The organism is Alteromonas sp. MB-3u-76 (genome assembly GCF_002831605.1).
Classification (GTDB): Bacteria; Pseudomonadota; Gammaproteobacteria; order Enterobacterales; family Alteromonadaceae; genus Alteromonas; species Alteromonas hispanica.
This window is the reverse complement of record NZ_CP025115.1, coordinates 4101614-4119481: the sequence shown is the minus strand read 5'-3', so window position 1 is coordinate 4119481 and position 17868 is coordinate 4101614. Positions and strand designations below refer to the sequence as shown.

At 43.8% G+C, this 17868-nt stretch carries 15 protein-coding genes; 7 read left to right on the top strand and 8 right to left on the bottom strand.

Features of this window, described 5'->3' with window-relative positions:
* Positions 1-30: 30 nt before the first annotated feature.
* From CW735_RS18305 to CW735_RS19665, 4 genes are all read right to left on the bottom strand, one after another.
* The gene (locus tag CW735_RS18305) at positions 31-222 is read right to left on the bottom strand and encodes a CsbD family protein (protein ID WP_071980899.1); all 192 of its coding nucleotides are present in this window, start codon (positions 220-222) and stop codon (positions 31-33) included.
* A 245-nt stretch (positions 223-467) separates the two neighbouring features.
* Entirely contained in the window at positions 468-1247 is a 780-nt protein-coding gene (locus CW735_RS18300) for a siderophore-interacting protein (RefSeq protein WP_071980898.1), read from the bottom strand.
* 342 nt (positions 1248-1589) lie between these two features.
* On the bottom strand, positions 1590-3092 hold the full coding sequence (locus CW735_RS18295) for an MFS transporter (protein WP_232368325.1): 1503 nt from the start codon (positions 3090-3092) through the stop codon (positions 1590-1592).
* Positions 3093-3693: 601 nt separating this feature from the next.
* Positions 3694-3870 (bottom strand): hypothetical protein, encoded by a 177-nt coding sequence (locus CW735_RS19665; protein ID WP_156844088.1) that lies wholly within the window; start codon positions 3868-3870, stop codon positions 3694-3696.
* A gap of 110 nt (positions 3871-3980) precedes the next feature.
* Between CW735_RS19665 and CW735_RS18290 the strand changes: the two genes are divergently transcribed.
* A complete protein-coding gene (locus CW735_RS18290) occupies positions 3981-4751 on the top strand; it encodes a sulfite exporter TauE/SafE family protein (RefSeq protein ID WP_442857514.1) in 771 nt (256 codons plus the stop codon).
* A 26-nt stretch (positions 4752-4777) separates the two neighbouring features.
* Here the strand turns inward: CW735_RS18290 and CW735_RS18285 are convergent, their stop codons facing one another.
* Positions 4778-6118, bottom strand: coding sequence for a sigma-54 interaction domain-containing protein (locus CW735_RS18285; protein ID WP_071981388.1), 1341 nt, complete (start codon positions 6116-6118; stop codon positions 4778-4780).
* Positions 6119-6495: 377 nt separating this feature from the next.
* On the opposite strand from CW735_RS18285, the gene CW735_RS18280 reads away from it, so the two are divergent.
* The 6 genes from CW735_RS18280 to CW735_RS18255 all read left to right on the top strand — a co-directional run bounded on the left by CW735_RS18280 (position 6496) and on the right by CW735_RS18255 (position 13810).
* Positions 6496-7152 carry a Tll0287-like domain-containing protein gene (locus CW735_RS18280; protein ID WP_083595335.1) on the top strand — a complete coding sequence of 219 codons (657 nt, stop codon included), beginning with the start codon at positions 6496-6498 and terminating at the stop codon, positions 7150-7152.
* A gap of 305 nt (positions 7153-7457) precedes the next feature.
* Positions 7458-9038: a cytochrome ubiquinol oxidase subunit I gene (locus CW735_RS18275; RefSeq protein WP_071980895.1), complete on the top strand. Its 1581-nt coding sequence runs from the start codon at positions 7458-7460 to the stop codon at positions 9036-9038.
* Positions 9035-10168, top strand: a complete 1134-nt coding sequence (gene cydB / locus CW735_RS18270) for a cytochrome d ubiquinol oxidase subunit II (protein WP_071980894.1) — start codon at positions 9035-9037, stop codon at positions 10166-10168. Before CW735_RS18275 ends, cydB begins: the two co-directional genes overlap by 4 nt.
* Before the next feature lie 10 nt (positions 10169-10178).
* Positions 10179-10292, top strand: a complete 114-nt coding sequence (gene cydX / locus CW735_RS18265; RefSeq protein ID WP_032097673.1) for a cytochrome bd-I oxidase subunit CydX — start codon at positions 10179-10181, stop codon at positions 10290-10292.
* A 144-nt stretch (positions 10293-10436) separates the two neighbouring features.
* Positions 10437-12254, top strand: coding sequence for an ABC transporter ATP-binding protein/permease (locus CW735_RS18260; protein ID WP_100973076.1), 1818 nt, complete (start codon positions 10437-10439; stop codon positions 12252-12254).
* A complete protein-coding gene (locus CW735_RS18255; protein WP_100973075.1) occupies positions 12251-13810 on the top strand; it encodes an ATP-binding cassette domain-containing protein in 1560 nt (519 codons plus the stop codon). Before CW735_RS18260 ends, CW735_RS18255 begins: the two co-directional genes overlap by 4 nt.
* Positions 13811-13892: 82 nt before the next feature.
* Here the strand turns inward: CW735_RS18255 and CW735_RS18250 are convergent, their stop codons facing one another.
* From CW735_RS18250 to CW735_RS18240, 3 genes are read right to left on the bottom strand one after another with little or no spacing between them, the layout of a single operon-like run.
* Positions 13893-15458, bottom strand: a complete 1566-nt coding sequence (locus CW735_RS18250) for a sugar porter family MFS transporter (protein ID WP_100973074.1) — start codon at positions 15456-15458, stop codon at positions 13893-13895.
* A gap of 1 nt (position 15459) precedes the next feature.
* A complete protein-coding gene (locus CW735_RS18245) occupies positions 15460-16461 on the bottom strand; it encodes a LacI family DNA-binding transcriptional regulator (RefSeq protein ID WP_100973073.1) in 1002 nt (333 codons plus the stop codon).
* Positions 16462-16484: 23 nt separating this feature from the next.
* Positions 16485-17837 carry a GH1 family beta-glucosidase gene (locus tag CW735_RS18240; protein ID WP_100973072.1) on the bottom strand — a complete coding sequence of 451 codons (1353 nt, stop codon included), beginning with the start codon at positions 17835-17837 and terminating at the stop codon, positions 16485-16487.
* Positions 17838-17868: the final 31 nt, after the last annotated feature.

The following is a 17868-nucleotide window of genomic DNA, read 5'->3' as shown; positions in this document are numbered from 1 at the left end:
AGAAAGAGTAGAGGTCGAAGGATATATTTTTTAATTTAAATAGCCATCAACTTCCCGCTCAGCTTCATCTCGACTTTTGCCATATGCCTGCTGAACCTTACCAATTAATTCTTCTCTGCGACCATCAATTTTATCTAGGTCGTCATCGGTAAGTTTGCCCCATTTCTGTTGCACTTTACCTTTCATTTCCTTCCAATTACCTTCAATAAGATCACTGTTCATAATGCATTCTCCTTATCAATATGAATTTGAGATAAATTGGTCAACTTAAGCACCAACCTTACACTCACTATAGATGAAGCAATGCCTGTTACATGGTGTATTTCCTTGTATTATATGAACTTTTTATGTCTCTATGCTCTGTTGCTTAACTATATATTGCAGTTTCTACAAATTCTTGAAAATTCTGCATGCCAACAGTTCATCTAAATAAGTACTCACGACTGCTCACATCTCACTTGGCCAAATTAGCTTTCTGCTAGCGCCTTAGCATAGGCTTCACTATCTTGGCGTTTATCGATTTTGTGCTGATCTTCGCTGCGGCCTTTTTTCCAGTAGCTACTGATATAAAGCTGTTCGTGAGGCAGGCTTTTTTCGTCTTTCAGCCAGCGTCGTATATTACGCATGTCCGAAAACTCACAGGCTATCCAAACAGCGGGCTGACCCTCATGCCAAGTAAGTGACGAAATGGTTTCAGTTAAAGATGATTTTATTTCCCAGATAACATCAACGGCTTCGGGAGTTTCCAATGAAACGATATCATCATTATGCTCGATGGATATAACGGCGTAACCTTTTGCATCTTTTGGAAGGGAGGCGAGATGATTTCTTATGCTTGGCAATGCTGTTAAATCGCCTGCCAGCAGTACCCAATCGTATGACTCACTAAGGCCTTTACTTGTGCCTGGACCAGCGATCATTATTTTATCACCTACTTGAGCATTTACCGCCCAAGCAGCCGCAGGTCCAGTTAGCCCATCGGTTGCATGGCGTACCATATCCACGGTTATCTCAGGCTTATCTGGGTTTACACTATTAACAGTATAAGTGCGCATAGCGAAATTTCCTTTCTCGCCAGGAGAGATTAAAGGGCGGCCATTGAGGTCAAACATTAGTTTGATATAGGCACCAGGGGTAACTGCAGGGAATGCGTTAAGCTCTTCCCCACCTAAATGAACCCGTTGAATGGAAGGGGAAATACGGGTAGTTTTGATCACTTCTGCAAGGCGCGGACTTGGTTTTGGCATCACTGTCTCCTTTAGTTGATGTTTCACATTCTAGATGATAATGATTATCATTAATATGTGAAAAATGTTGACAATAATCCACATTAAGTTCGGCTTTTTAGAAAGCGCTTAAAAAAAAGAAAATAGGAAAGAGAGAGAATAGCAAAAAAGAAGCGAGAAAAGAAAAAGGGGCGAAACGCCCCTTCAAAAAACACAATATCACTTGGAAAACACATACACACTACACAAAATCGAACACTCAACGACTCCGTGTATAAAGTAAGATAGCGGTTTATCAAAAAGGTTCCGCATTTTTTTAAATAATTAGGTAACTTTTTAAATACGGTTTATTACTCCTTGTAACTAAGGGCTCTGGCGCGAATTCGAGCGCTTTATTTGTTTTAGCGTTACGAGAATAACAATGGAAACAATGGCCATAAGTGCACTTGAAGCGGCAAATGGAAGCGCAATATTTTGTTGATACAAAAAAGCAGCAAGTGGAGGACCCACAATATAACCCATTGCAGTAGTTGCGGTAATTAAACCGGTTATTGATGCTTGCTGAGACTTGGCGCAATAAGTAGTTGCTGCTGCAGCAAGTGAGGGATACGCCATGCCCATACCTAAGCCCATAACAGCCATGCCTATATATGAAACAGCAAAACTCTGTTGAAAATACAAAATAAGATAGCCTAGGGATAATAAAGGAAGGGCTAAGGACATCATGATTTCTTTACTCAATCGCGCCCTTTGCACAATGGTAAACTGAACGGTTAATGACGTGACTGCACTCATCATCATTGCAAACCCAACTAAGCGAGCAGCTTCTACAGGGCTTTTTCCATAAAAATCGATAAAGAAAAAGCCCATGGTTTGCTGCATCATTGCCATAGCTGCAAATACACATACACAGCTTGCTACAAATACATAGGGAACACGGGTTGGCTTATCTTCTAGAGCGACCGTAGGCACTTTTTGTTCAGTGGAGTTTTGCGGCGGTAAAACCGGTAACTTATAAAGTACGAGGGCAAATGCCAACAGGGTGAGCACCACTATGCTATAAAGTGGGGCCAAAAGACCAAATCCAACTAACAAGCCTGCGTAGGCCGGCCCTATGATCTGACCCACATTGCTGGCAGATGTTACTTTACTAATTGCACTAACGCGCAGTGCTGGGGCACTAATTGCCACAGCATAGCCAACCGCAGACGGTGGCGTAGCCGACATGATTGTAGACTGCAAACTTCGGCTTATGAGCAATGCTAAAAATAAATTAGTTCCGCTGATAATGCCTGAAAATCCAGCCATCCACGCACTCGCAAAAGCAAACGTTCCCGCGCTATAGCCTGCAAGGCCTATAAGCAATGTACGCTTGAACCCAGCTCGTCGCGCTACTCTGCTCCACACATTGGTACCGATAGCAAAAATAAGTGCCGAGCTCGACATGATTGTCGCTATATGAAATTCAGATAAATTCGCTTGCCGGCCCATTGATGGCAGCGTCGCTAGCATTACACTTTGTCCTACCGAAGTGGCAAGCATGGCGCAGAACAACATTCTAAATACGACAGGAGAAGAAGGCTGCAAAGTAGTTAACCTAAATAGAGGATATTGCAAAGAACGCATATAATAGCATGAACTCGCTTTCATTCTTTTGAGCAGGCAAAAAAATACCCGCCAAAGGCGGGCAAAAATCAGAGTTGTGTAAAGACCGGGATGGGTCTTTGTGGGGAGAGGGCAGTCGTCTGATGACAACTCATTGATAAAATCGATGACTTTATCAATGTCCTCGTTATGGTCCGGCTGAAGTAACACACATTCTTCAACCAGTCCAAATAGGTAACATTCCTTCGTAGCATGCGACATCAATGTCGAAACTTTCGATGAGGGTACTGACAATCTTAGTCATTTTCCGTATTAACCAAGGTTGCTGCATCCTGCTCAGTTTGCTGGTTTTATTCCAACCCAACCGCATCATCGATGAGTAATGCAACGTAAAACAATTTCCTTAAGCGGTGCTGAGTAAATTCCATTTTCCGTGGATGACGCAATCCTTATATCGTGACAATCGTCTTCCATCAAAGCTCGCTATTTCGTAATATGGACTCTCCATTTCAAAAGCCTTCCTGGCTTCATATTACGACTCTTGTTATCCGCTAGTCTAATTTATGCTTTATTCGTGCCAAGCAATCATCTTTTGTTTTTGTTTTGGTATGTCATTGTTTTTAAATGTTTTTATTTTATTTTGAAGATGTTTGGGGGCTGGCGTGGCAAGGTAAGTAAAGTAGAGAGTGTAAATTTTTCTTAATGTTGTGTTGCTTTTTACACACGGCTTAAGCGCATATTACCTTACTCCTTCCAGTTGTTTTAGCTTGGTAGAGAGCGGCATCTACCTTTTGAAGTATTGAAGAAGATGTTGCTTGATTTTGTAATAGGGGAAAACTTAATTTATCAAACGCCACAGTCGTTATGCCTCAAAAATATAGGTGTGTGATAGCGTTCGCTTTTTCACACACATCTTTATATCATCCTCGCTTAACCCGCTGTTTTTAAGAATTTGGCGTGCTATGGATTTAGACGATATGGTGCTGTGCTCGTCTAATAAAGTATCAAGGGCTTTCATTACATATCTTGGCGTAGCCATGGCATTTCACCATTTGCGTTGAACGAATTTTAAACGCCTTAGAGGGCAGGTTTGATCACCCCCATGTTGATTATGTGTTGCCGCTTTTTTTGGAGAGACCTTGTTTGAATATTTTTTATGAACTCATAACAGCAGGTGATGCACTGAGCACTTTAAGCGCTACTTTGCTTATAGTGGCTTCATTTTTTACCTCCTTGATTACAGCATCTCTGGGAATAGGCGGTGGCGTTCTGCTATTAGCTATTCTAGCCTCAACCTTGCCATTAACTGCGCTTATTCCAGTTCATGGCCTGGTTCAGCTTGGCTCAAACGGGAATAGAGCGTTAATGACCCGCACGCATGTCGATAAACAAATCGTCATGTACTTTAGTTTTGGTGCCTTACTAGGTGGCATTTTGGCATCATTTATTGTTGTGCAGCTTCCTTTGGTGTTTATTCAGTTTGCGGTTTCTGGGTTTATCCTTTTTATGGTGTGGGGAAAGAAACCTAAAGCGCATGAACTATCTCCCATTGGGCGCAGCATTGCAGGGTTTATTACCACAATCCTCTCCATGTTCGTGGGGGCAACAGGGCCTTTAGTTGCTGCATTTGTTCATCGTAGTGTTGCTGACAAAATGCGTATTACCGCAACACTCGCAACCTGTATGACTATCCAACATGCGTTGAAAGCATTCGTTTTTCTCTTTGTGGGGTTTTCTTTTGGTCAGTGGGGCGGTGTTATTGTTGCCATGATTGCAAGTGGTGCATTAGGTACTTTTGTTGGGTTACGAGTGCTCAAACGCGTGCCAAACGAAACCTTCAATTGGTTGTTTAAAGCCGTTATTACCTTACTTGCAATTAGGTTGCTATGGCAGGCGATACAAAATGCAGGCCTATTATAGTGGTCGGAGTTTTAGCAAAATTTATTTTACTTTGTTTTTATACTGATATCGGCTTTTTGAAGCTTTCTGTACAAGGTTCTCACGCTTACATTGAGTGCTTTGGCAAGTTCTTCCATGCTGCCGCTGTAGTGCTGACACACCTTTTTTAGATAGAACTCTTCTGCCTTTTCAAGCGTTGTAACTGCATTGAGTATCAGGTTCTCGTCCATATCAAGCGTGGGCTGTTTTGCTACCAGAGCCGAGCTTTTGCTTAATTCTGCATGTTTTTTAGGTGCAGTGCGTAAAACTGTATCAGGAAGGTCGTATTCACCAATTACAGACTCATTAGACAGCAACGCAGCTTGCTCAATAATGTTTTTCAGCTCTCTAATATTGCCAGGAAAAGCGTAGTGCGTGAGCCGCTTAATAGCGTTTTTATGAAGACGTTTTTTATCTGAAAGGTTTCTTAAAATATGCTCAGCTAAAAGTGGAATGTCTGTTGGGCGCTCTCGAAGGGCCGGTAACGTTATTGGAAACCCAGCAATTCTATAATACAAATCTTGCCTAAACTCTCCTGTTTGAACCAAGGCATAGATGTCTTTATGCGATGCACAAATTAATCTGAAGTTTGCTTTTTTTACAACCGTGCTGCCAACTGGGCGATAGGTTTGTGTTTCAAATAAACGGAGCAATTTAACCTGCATGCTTAAAGGCACGTCTCCAATTTCATCGAAAAACAAGGTGCCGCCTTCGGCAGCGTCAACCAACCCTTTCTTATTTGACGATGCTCCTGTGAAAGCCCCTTTTTCATAACCAAAAAGCTCGCTTTCAAATAAGGTGTCGGTAAGGCCGGTACATTCAATAACCACAAAGGGCTTCTCTGCGCGGTAACTCGATGAATGCAAGGCTTGTGAAACCAGTTCTTTTCCAGTTCCCGTTTCACCTTGTAATAGCACCGCAATATCAGACTTTGCCGCTCTATTGATCTTGTTCAGCATGGCTTTAAACGCGTCAGACTCGCCAACCAATTTTCCTTTTGAGGGTGTGTTAGACGCAAATGCCAACTTATCTAAAATTTCTAAATAACCTATCAAGTCTCCTTGGCCATCGAAAATAGGGCGCATAAGAATATCGCAATAACTTTGCCCTTCATTGGTGGAGTGAATATGTACAGCACTTGCAACCTTTCCCGTTTCTTTGCTTTCCTGCATAGGGCAAGTCTCGCCACATTCGTTGCAAGGTTTGCTATTGCGGTGTGACACCTGATAACAGGTACTGAAACCCAGCTTGATATTTACAGGATAGGTGTCTTTATACGGTTTGTTGACCGCCTCTATGACATAGTCGGGGCTAATAAAAATGGCCGGTTTATCGATGGCGTCGATCATGGCTTGAATGATAGAAAAATTCATATCCTGCTTGCACTATATTCCGTTGGTTGCCACATCGTCTTTATTCTCATTTTTATATGGGTTTTTAGCAATGTTGTTGGTATTACTTTCACTTTCTGTAAAAGAGTTTTGAGCCCGAAATTTGCCGCTTAGCTCTATCAATGCCAGATAGTATCTGTGTCCACAATTAAAAATGCTAGCACATTGGCACGTCGCTTGTTTACTAAACACTTAAGCTCACCTTTCATAACGCTTTTTTGATAGTTGCCTGTTGAGAGCAAACTATTGATAAAAACTGTTCGACGAAAGTTTTTCGTCATAAGCCTTATGAATTGGTATAAACAACGAATACGAACTAATCAACGGGTGAAAAAATGAAAAATGAAGTAAAGGTATTATCGGAAAAATGCGATAAACAAACGAGCCACTCAAATAAACTCAATCTAGCCAATTTATCAAAATACATATGTTTTGCATTGGTGGGCTTTAGCAGCATAGCTAGTGCGGTACAGCAGACTACAACAGATCTCAATGAACAAGATAACCGCAATGAAGCGCGTGCTCACGCGAAGGAGCTCGGAAGCAATCTAAAAACGCGCTTGCAAGAGGCAATAAAGCGCGGAGGCCTAGAGGTAGGAGTCGAGGAGTGTAAATTAGTAGCAGAACCCATCGCTCATTCTTTAAGTAAAGAGGGATGGACGGTGGGTAGAACGGCGCTAAGGGTAAGAAACCCAAATAATAAACCCGACGACTGGGAAACGGCACAGCTTATAAAGTTTGCTGAGCAACTGTCTGAAAATGTCACTGGTCCCTTAGAGGCTACCCACGTTGATGGGAAGACCGGCGAATTTCGCTATATGAAGGCTATCACCACTGGGCAAGTGTGTACGGCGTGTCATGGTGAACAAGTGTCCCCCTCTGTGTTAAGTGCGATCAAAAAGGCATACCCTGAAGATGAAGCCACCGGCTTTAAGCCTGGCAGCTTGCGCGGCGCGTTCACTTTAAGATACTCACCAACAGATGCTGAGTAAGGCATAGTCTTGTTACCTCTAACTATTCCAGTTTGCCATTTTTGTCACTTTTTTGACAAAAATGGCGGTAATATTTTCTCGCTACCTTGCGTTGGATCAAAATTCCCCCGTCTTCTAGGTGCAATATTTTCACTCAACAGTGGGGGCATAGTGCTCTTATCTGTGATGAGAAAGCCGAAAGAACGATAACTTTGCGACTGCTACTTAAAAATAGGGATAGCTCGCAACAGTTTTTGCAACAGGCTAATTGACTAACATTATTGTTAAGTGTGTAAAGCGCACCGAAGATACGAGGGAGAAGACCCATGAGCGATACGTTAATAGAACTATCGCGGTGGCAATTTGCGTTAACCGCAATGTTCCACTTTATATTTGTACCCCTAACGCTGGGGCTTAGCTTTTTACTAGCCATCATGGAGTCGGTTTATGTTATGACCGGCAAAGAGATATACAAGCAGATGACTCAATTTTGGGGCAAGTTGTTTGGTATTAACTTCGCTATCGGCGTGGCTACAGGCTTAACGATGGAGTTCCAGTTCGGTATGAACTGGTCGTATTACTCACATTACGTGGGTGATATTTTTGGCGCTCCGCTTGCTATTGAAGGCCTAATGGCGTTCTTTTTAGAATCGACATTTGTGGGTCTCTTTTTCTTCGGCTGGGACAAAATGTCTAAGGTGAAACACCTTATGGCTACTTGGCTGGTTGCCATTGGCTCAAACTTCTCTGCACTGTGGATCTTAATTGCCAATGGCTGGATGCAATACCCAGTTGGTGCTGACTTTAACTTTGAAGCCATGCGCATGGAAATGACCAGCTTCGCAGAAGTTATATTCAATCCGGTAGCACAGGTGAAATTTGTCCACACAGTCTCAGCAGGTTACGTCACTGGTGCTATCTTCGTATTAGCTATTTCTAGCTACTACTTACTCAATCATAAGCATATTGCTTTTGCCCGTCGCTCGTTTGCCATTGCGGCAAGCTTTGGTTTAGCGGCCACATTGTCAGTCATCGTACTTGGTGACGAAAGTGGTTATGAGCTAGGCGATGTCCAAAAAGTAAAATTAGCTGCGGTAGAAGCCGAGTATGAAACTCATCCAGCGCCAGCGCCATTTACTGTATTTGGCTTGCCCAATGATGAGGAAGAAAAAACCGAGTACGCGCTTCAAATACCATGGGCTATGGGCATTATTGCAACACGCTCATTAACGGAAGAAGTCTCTGGAATAAAAGATCTTAAAGAGCAAAATAAAGAGCGAATTCTTGAAGGAATAAAGGCTTACGAGTTGCTAGATAGTGTAAGAGATGGCTCCGCCACAGAGCAGGAGCGTGCAACGTTTGAAGCACACAAAGACAGCTTGGGTTACGCTATGCTTCTTGAGCCTTACACCAATGATGTTTCAAATCCTTCTGAAAAAGCGTTACAGCAAGCGGTAGACTATAGTATTCCGCCAGTAGCTCCTTTGTTCTGGAGCTTCCGACTCATGGTGGCGTCTGGCTTTATCATGCTAGCGCTGTTTATCTGTGCCTTCTACTACAGCACAAAACACCGGATTACTCAGCCTCGCTGGCTATTAAAAGCGTCTTTGTTTAGCTTGCCCCTTCCTTGGGTAGCGAGTGAAGCGGGATGGTTTGTTGCTGAATATGGACGTCAGCCATGGTCAATAGCTGAAATACTTCCTGTGCATGCATCTGTTTCAAATCTCGCGGTTAGCGATGTAGTTACTACTATGGTTGCATACACCGCCTTTTACACTGTGATGTTCATTATTGCTTTCTACTTAATGAAGAAGTTTGCCAAAAAAGGTCCGGTTCCACCTGAAGAAACACAAACTGAATCTGATCTTGATTTAATCGACCTAGACAATCAGGGAGCAAAAGTATGATTGATTATGAACTGCTTCGCGTTATTTGGTGGTGTTTGGTGGGTGTACTGCTTATTGGTTTTGCCGTTACCGACGGTTTTGACCTAGGAGTAGGGGCACTGCTAACGCTTATTGGAAAAAATGACAAAGAACGCCGTGTAATGATAAACACCATTGGTCCCCACTGGGACGGTAACCAAGTGTGGTTCATCACAGCAGGCGGTGCCATTTTTGCAGCTTGGCCGCTTATCTATGCCACTGCGTTTTCTGGCTTCTACCTTGCGCTTGCGCTAACGCTTATTGCTTTATGGATGCGGCCTATTGGTTTTGACTACCGCAGCAAGCTACCAAACCCTCAGTGGAGAAAAGCGTGGGATTGGGCGTTATTTGCCGGTGGTATTATTCCATCACTTAACTTCGGTGTGGCGTTTGGTAACTTGTTATTAGGCGTACCTTTTGAGATGGACAATACCTTACGCTCTACCTACACAGGTTCGTTCTTTGGGTTACTCACGCCATTTGCACTGGTAGCGGGTCTGTTGTCTGTGGCAATTTTACTTAACCACGGTGCCACATGGTTGCAAATGAAAACTGATGGATTCATTGAGGTTCGGGCGCGAGTGGTATCTATCGTTTTAAGTTTAGTCGGGGTTGCGCTTTTCGTTCTCGCAGGTATTTGGGTGGCGTTCTTAGATGGCTTTGTGATTACCTCTGCCGTTGATACGTTAGCAACATCTAATCCTTTGAAAAAGGAAGTGGCTATTGAAGCGGGAGCATGGTTAAACAATTACCGCGACTACCCATTAACGCTTATAGCGCCAGTACTAGGTGTTGTTGGTGGGCTGGCTTGTGCATTTTTCTCTAAAAAGGGCAATGCAGGAATGGCGTTTGTATCTAGTGCGTTATTCATTGCAGGCGTCATCTTGACTGCTGGTGTGTCTATGTTTCCATTTCTAATGCCAAGTATCACTATGCCAGCGGCAAGTCTAACGGTATGGGACGCTACATCAAGCCACTTAACACTTAATGTAATGTTCATCGTTGCTTGCATCTTTGTTCCAATCGTTCTTGGCTACACTGCCTACAGCTTCTATGTCATGCGCGGTCGTATCAAAAACGACGACTTAGACCAATCTCACACTATTTATTAAGGAGGCAACAATGTGGTATTTCGCTTGGATACTTGGAGTATTACTTGCCTGTTCTTTTGGCATTATTAACGCCATGTGGCTTGAGTCTACTGAAAATATGGACCGGCCCGAGGACGCAGACTAACACAGTGTGAACTGTGAAAGTGTAAGAGGTGCAGTCCCCTTAGTAAAAGTAAGGGGCTGCATTGTGTTTTTAACTATGTGTTTTTAACTATGTGTTGGCAGCAATGTAAACACAAACAAAACCATAGCATTAAAAGAGCAAACAGTGACTAAAGAAAAGGTTCCCAACCGGCAAACACTGACAACTTGGCGTAAACTGCTTGATGAGTCGCACAAGCTTGGTGTGCGTGCATCACAATTGCGCCTTGTGGTAATTAAGTGTTTGTCGCTTTTTTCTTTGATCATTGGGTTCTATTTTTTCTCCCATATTGCCCATGACTGGGTGGTGAACAAGGCCCACGGAGCAAATACACATATTATCGGAATGGCCCTTTCTCTCTTTTGTTCTTGGTTGCTTCAAGGACTGTATAATCAGCAGTCTATTGTTAGTAAAACCAACATGCTATCCAAATTAGAGACAGCGTTAACAGCGGTTTTTTCTGCGCGTCAGCACGCATTGGTTCGGCAGCAAACGGCGTTTTACTGGCAGTCGCTATGGCAAAAACAATTGCATGACTTAACCGATTGGGCACTAGAATATAGCGTACAACAAACTATCGCAGTAATAGTGCCGCTTTTCGCGTTGGCGGTAATATTCTTTGTGAATCCGGTTATCGGTGCTGGGCTATTGGTCACACTTCCAGTTGTGCCCTTGTTTATGATCATTGTGGGTAAAGGAGCAGCTGCGCTTCATCAAAAACATTTCATCGCATTATCCCGTCTTGGCAGTATGTTTACCGACAGGCTTGCGGCGCTGCCTATGCTGTCCACCTTTCAGGCTCATGAAAGGCAAACCGGTTTACTCAAAGAGGCAAGTGACACCTTAAACTCACGCACCATGAAAGTGGTGAGTGTTGCGTTTTTATCAAACAGTGTACTGGATTTTTTTGCCACGCTTTCTGTGGCGTTAGTGGCGGTTTTTATAGGTTTTACATTACTGAATGAGCTTAATGTTGGCCCTGACATTACCCTACAACAGGGCCTGTGGATTTTACTGGTCGTTCCCTTACTACTAAGTGAAATGAAAAAACTGGGTCAAATTTATCACCAAAAAGCACAGGCAGAATCTGCAATGGAGACGCTCGCGCCGGTGTTAGTTAGCTACTCCCCAAGTGTTGAAGCTAAGGGATATGAAGATAAGGGATACACTGAAGCAAATACTGAAGCAAGCACTGAAGAAAGTACAGACTCAGCCCAAGCGCGCGGCTCGCAAACAGAGGTAGCAACAACAAGTTCAGCGGCAGTCGAAAATAGGAATGGATTTTTGGCAAATGAATTTGCGGTATTTGATGAAGTGGCTGACACAGTGCAAGACAGCCCATCTCTATTAACAGCGCAAACTCTCGCGTTTAATCAAGGCGATTGCATATTACTCAGTGGACGTTCGGGAAGCGGCAAAACGCTGCTTTTAGAAGCATTGGCCGGTCAGCGCCGGGCAACACATCGTTGTGAGTGTTCATCAATATGGTTAACTCAGCATCCTGTCATTTTGCCAGGTAATGTGAGGGAGAACCTATGCTTACATGATGAGTATTGTGATCAGCAGCTCATCGCCATCTTAGAAAAAGTAGAGCTATCTGATTGGCTCAAACAGTTACCTTTAGGTTTAGATACGGTAATGACCGACTACCCGCTGCTTTCAGGAGGAGAGGCGCAGCGTCTAAGCCTAGCGAGAGCGCTGTTGCGAGACCGTCCTTTATGGTTGCTTGACGAGCCCACGGCTCACCTGCCCGACGATCAGCATTGCCGCCTTGCACAACTAATTTACCAACTCACTCGCGATAAAACAGTGATATGGGCTTCCCACAAAGCGCTGCCAGCAGATTGGTTCACTGGTTTCTGGCACATTGAAAACAAGCACGTTATAGATAAAACCGAGTTAGGTCATCGAAGACCACCGGGAGAGGAGCAGCAGTTAACATGAGCAATGAAAGCAAACCTGCGTATATAACTTTATTGCTTGCTATGCTTCACGCTGCAGCTGGGCTGAGTATTTTGGTTATCTCTTCATGGTTTATTGCTATAAGCGCAATTGCGCCCGTTGGGTTTAATTATGTTATTCCTGCCGTTGTCATTCGAGGGTTAGCGTTACTTCGTATTGCATCCGGTTATGCCAGCATGTGGGTAGGACATAAGGATCTATTAGCGCGAATTGCGACCGTTAGAATGGATGTTTTTTCTCAGCTACAGAACTGTCAATTAGAAGATAAAGCATCGTCGACTGAAGCATTAGCTCAGCATACAGAAGTGCTTGCCAGTAAATGGATTGCGTGGGTTTCTCCTTTATCTAGCGTCCTCTTCATATTCACGGTGATGTGTATAGCCGCGTTATGGACTAATCTCCCTGGCGCTGTTTATCTTGTTGCCTTGTATAGCGCATGGATTATTTTACTTACATTTCAATGGCTGAGTGCATTAGCCACGGCGCGTGAAAATACTTACGCAACGAAAGAGTTTAGACGTGCATCCTCACATTTTTTAGCGGCAAGCCCCATTTGGCACTTGAACAGAAAAAAGGCCGCTGAACATGCACCAAGCGCAATGCCTGTATGGCGACAGCAGCTTAACCAAAAGAAAAAGACTTTACACACAATGTGGATGTTTCAAGGTGTTGCCTTTGCGCTTGCTTTGCTATTGATGGCAGGCTTATTGCCATTTTCTGAGGTCGCCGTTTTCGCTCCCATCGCGCTTATAGTTCCTATGGTGCTGTTAGCTGCACCGGATTGGGCATCGGCAAGCTTTAATGCAGTTGCAAATGCCGCGCAGCATCAACAGAGCAACAACGCGTTAAATTGTTTGAGTACATCGCCCATACAGCAATTGGCAGAAAAGCCTGTTTGTACGTCGCTACAACTTAATCACTTTGCAGCGAAAAATCGCACTACGGTACCGGTAACAGTAAGTCTACCCTCAACAGGTGTGGTAACCATAAGCGGTGTGTCTGGCTGTGGAAAATCATCTCTTTTGCAAGCAATAGCTGGTTTATTGCCTGCTGAAGGTGAGCGTAGGGTTGATGATCATGCCATATCAGAAGGGATGGTAAAGCGCTGGCTTTATGTAGAGCAAGATCCCATCATTTTATCTGGCAGTGTGAAAATGAATTTAGACCCCGCAGGGAGTGATATCGCGCAAGATACTATGTGTACGTTATTAGAAGAGTTGAGCCTCGACACTATTTTGCCGTTAACCAATTGGGTTGGTAAATCCGGCAGGCAATTGTCTGGTGGTGAGCGAAAACGCCTTGCCTTGGCGCGAGCTGTATTAGCTAATCCGCTGGTGTTAATGGTAGATGAGCCATTTGAGGGCCTTGATATTAAAACCCAAGAGCGAGTTTGCAAATTACTCGAAAAAGAGGCGCAAAGTAAATTAGTTATCGTAGCCTCTCACGTACTACCGACATCTCTATCTATCGATAAACACATTGTGCTGGAAGAAGCGAGTATTAAAAGTGTGAACCAGCATAAGCGTCAGTTCGCTTAACGCATTACTATTCACGTTAGGCTTACATGGCTAGCTAGTTTATCCGGCTAGCTAGTTTATCTGGCTAGCTAACATGGCTAATTTACCTAGATTGGAAATTTTCAGTGATTTGCTCAAGTGTTCGCCCTTTTGTTTCGGGGAAGAACCGCACCACTAAAGCAAGGCTTACGAGCGCAAATATACCGTAAATAAAGAAAGTGGCGGCAGCGCCAAAGTTCATTAACTCCCAAGGGAAAACTAGCTGTACTAAAAAGCTGGTTAATGAGTTAATAACCCCCACCAGTGATATGGCAATTGCTCTGGTTTGGTTAGGAAAAATTTCTGCCAGCATGGCCCACATAACTGGGCCGAGAGAGACCGCAAAAGACGCCACAAACGCAATGATACCAAACAGCACCAGCGGCGCATTCATAGAGATACTGCTATTTAGAATAAGCTGCTGGTGGTTATCGTATTGTGCGGTTGTGAGTGTTCTTTGCAGGCTTTGTTTAAATTCAACATCTGAGTAATACACTTTGCCTTCCAAAGCCAGCAGCTTTTCTGCAAGCTGAGGGGCAACAATTTGAATTTCTGCTATATCCCCTGATTCAATTTCATAAGTTGCCTGTTTAAAGCCATAGGCGCACACCGTCATGCTGATAGCTACACCGCAAAGGCCAACAATAAGCAGTGGTTTTCTGCCCCATTTATCAATGGTAAGCATAGCGACTATTGTAAAGGCTACATTCACCATGCCAATCCATACGGCTTGCATGAATGCTGCATCGGTACCCACACCACTTTGCTCAAAAATAGTAGGGGCATAAAAGAAGATAACGTTAATGCCAGTAATTTGCTGCGCAATGGCTAAAGTGATACCCACAAATAGCGGATATCGCATAGTTTTTGCGTTCAGAAACCCCAGCCGCTCTTTAAGCGACCATGTCTTTTCGGAAAGAGACGATTGAATATCGTTTAACTGACTCTTTGCCTCTTCGGCATCGAAAAGCGCAAAAATGGTTTGCTTGGCCTCTTCCGTTTTTTCTTTGAGCAGCAGCCAGCGGGGGCTTTTAGGTACGAAGAAAAGAAGTGTGAACCACAAAACTGCGGGTATAGTTTCTAAACCAAGCATGTAGCGCCAAGTGTGGGTGTCTATTCCAAGCTCTTTCACCCAGGAGATGTCGCTATTACTCAACTGCAAAAAGTAGTAATTACTGAAGTATGAAAGGGCAAAGCCCAGCACAATATTGAGCTGATTCACCGACACCATTTTACCGCGGTGTTTCGCCGAGCTTATCTCAGAAATATAAACAGGGGCAATAATGAGTGAGCAAAAGGCAATGCCACCGATGAAACGCGCCAATACAAGAAGGGCATAATTTGGCGCTAACGCAGAGCATATTGCGGAAATGAAATACAACATCGCAACAATAATAAGCGCTTTACGCCGTCCTATTGCATCGCTTATTGCACCTGCAAACAGCATGGCAAATAGCGCCCCAAGGGTAGGAGAACTTACCACAAAGCCTTGTTGCCAATCTGTGAGCGCAAACTCTACGTCAATAAAACCAATAGCGCCAGAAATAACACTGGCATCAAATCCGAAAATAAAGCCCCCCAAGGAGACAATAAGAGTGTAATAGAGCGAAGTCGGCACGGTTTTTAGCATATTAGCGTTTGCTCAGAGATTGTCGTTCTATTACTTCAGGTACGAACAAGTGTTCAATAGAATGATTCATTTTGGTGTTATAAACATTTTTAAGTACCCAGCGAGCTGCCATTTCCCCCATTGCCTGAATAGGGTTATTAATAGTGGTCAACTTGGGGTAAAGATAACGAGAAAACAACACATTATCGAAACCGACAATAGACAAGTGCTGCGGAATTTCCAATCCAGACTCTCGTGCTGCTGTCATTGCACCAGAGGCCATTTCATCATTGGCGCAAATAAGTGCGGTCATGTCTGGGAAGTGTTTTTTCATGAAGTGCATACCGTCTTGACCAGAAGACTCATGAAAGTCACCTTCAAAGATATGCTCGTCTTTAATCTCAATGCCGGCTTCTGTGAGTGCGCGTTTATGACCTGCAAGTCGGTCGGTAGCATCTTTCTTAAAACTAGGGCCGCTAATATAACCAATTGATGTGTGCCCTTGGTCAATCGCAGTGCGAGCGGCTAAATAGCCACCTTTTTCATTATCTACGACAAAACAGTTATCATCTAAACCGTCTACGCGACGGTTGATAATAATAACGGGAAGGTCGCTGGTGCACAGGGTATTTAAGTATTCATCAGATACGGCTTCGGCGTGAAGTATCAATGCATCGCAGCGTCGGCTTTTAAGGAACTCAATAGCTTCGTGCTCTCGCTTTTCATCTACGTGCCCTGCGGTAATGATCACGTGCTTTCCGTATTGTTTTAACACCTGTTCAACGGTGCTCATTAGGTCGCCAAAGTAGGAACCATGAAGCTCAGAAACAAGAAGACCCACGCTATTTGTGCGATTTGATGCTAAAGACTGCGCGATAGCATTGGGCTGATAGCCTAGCGAAGCCATAGCGGCTTCAACCTTTTTTCGCGTTCTATCGCTAACCTTTGTATTTCCATTCATCACTCTGGAAACGGTAGCTAATGAAACGCCGGCTGCTTCTGATACTTCGTAAATTGTTGCCATGGTGTAGAGTACTTATCCTTTTTCTATACTGCTAATGTAACATTAACTCTACTTTTCACCAGCTCTTGAAACGCAATTCCACTGTGCTTCAGCGTTCTTTTTTGTGTGTCGTAGTCGACATAAACAATACCAAACCGTTTTGTATAGCCAAGCGCCCATTCAAAGTTGTCCATTAAACTCCAAGCAAAATAACCCTGAATATTTACACCGGCTTTAACGGCATTGTGAACAGCGTTTAAATGCGAGTTAAAGTAATCGACTCGGTCGGAATCTACCACTTCTCCATTTACCATTTCATCATTCATGGCAGCGCCATTTTCGGTAATATAAATAGGAGGAAGAGAATAGCGGTCATGCAAATCCACTAAGATTTCGGTAAATGCATCAGGGGTAATTTCCCAACCCATAGAAGTAAGAGGAACATTTTTAGGCTCTACGACATCAAACCAGCCGTCTTCTGTCGCTTTATATACGGTGCGTGTGTAGAAATTTATTCCCAGAAAGTCGATTGGCTGAGAAATAAGATCCATATCGCCTTCATGAATATCCGGCTGTTGTTCATTTGGCAGCTGTTGGCATATGTCGGGATAAGTCCCTTCAATAATAGGCTGTAAATACCAGCGGTTGTGGTATTCATCGGCAAGCTTTGCGGCCAACATATCGGCTTGTGAATCTGTAGCACTGTGACAAGTTGAAAAATTAAGCACAATACCGTTTAGGCTGTTAGGGCATTTCTCACGAAGCACTTTCATGCCCAAACCATGGGCCAAAAGCAAATTGTGTGCTGCCTGTCTGCCATTCGCTATACCGGTTTTTCCCGGCGCGTGAATGCCTAATTCGTAGCCTAAATATGCAGAGCAAAAGGGTTCGTTGAGTGTGGCATAAGAGTACACTTTATCTCCCAACGCGCTAGCTACAAGCTCTGTGTAGTGCGCAAAGGCAGTTGCTGTGTCTCTGTTAAGCCAGCCACCGTTATCTTCAAGATATTGGGGGAGATCCCAGTGATATAAGGTAACAAATACCTTTATATTTCGCTTAACCAGTTCGTCAACCAAGTTAACGTAGAACTGCATGCCAATGTCGTTCACCGAACCATCACTATTAACCACTCTTGGCCACGAGATTGAAAGACGATAAGCATCCACGCCAAGCCCCGCAATAAGCGCTACGTCTTCTTGCCATTTTTCGACGTGCTGACACGCAACATCACCATTAGAATTGTCTTCAATAGTATTGCTTTGTGAACAAAATGTGTCCCAAATTGAGTCTAGTCGACCGCTTCGGTCGCCTTCAATTTGAAAGCTTGAGGTAGCTACGCCGTATAAAAAATCCTTTGATAACAACAAGGAGTTGGCAGGGAGCGTGATGTTTGGCATTGTCTCATGTCCTAAGCTTAACAAACTGTAC